The organism is Leucobacter musarum subsp. musarum (genome assembly GCF_001273845.1).
Lineage (GTDB): Bacteria > Actinomycetota > Actinomycetes > Actinomycetales > Microbacteriaceae > Leucobacter > Leucobacter musarum.
On sequence record NZ_JHBW01000113.1, the window covers coordinates 1 to 326 of the forward strand.

Annotated in this window: 1 protein-coding gene; it reads left to right on the top strand. The window is 64.7% G+C overall.

From position 1 onward, the window contains the following. Positions 1-78: 78 nt before the first annotated feature. A partial coding sequence (locus tag CH42_RS15800) for a putative quinol monooxygenase (RefSeq protein ID WP_053354173.1) occupies positions 79-326 on the top strand: 248 nt, incomplete at its 3' end.

Below are 326 nucleotides of genomic sequence, written 5' to 3' on the forward strand. Positions count from 1 at the left end.
CTGTCATCCTGCTCGCCGTGCTCATCGACACGCTGCGCCGCAAGGGCGCGAAGTCCTGACCGAAAGGAAGTATCCGACATGTCGAAACCGCTGATCGTCGTCGTGCGATTGAAACCGCGCGCGGGCGCTGAGGAAGCGCTGCTCGAGGTCTTCCGGCACTTCTCTCCAGGAGTCTTCCGCGAGCGCGGGTGCGAGAAGTTCGCCCTCCATCGCGGCGATGAGGCCTGGATGGTCGTCGAGCGCTGGGGGAGTCGCGAGATCTGGGAGGAGCATCTGGCACAGCCGGAGAACGCTGAGCTCAACGCCGCGCTCACGCCGCTGCTAAA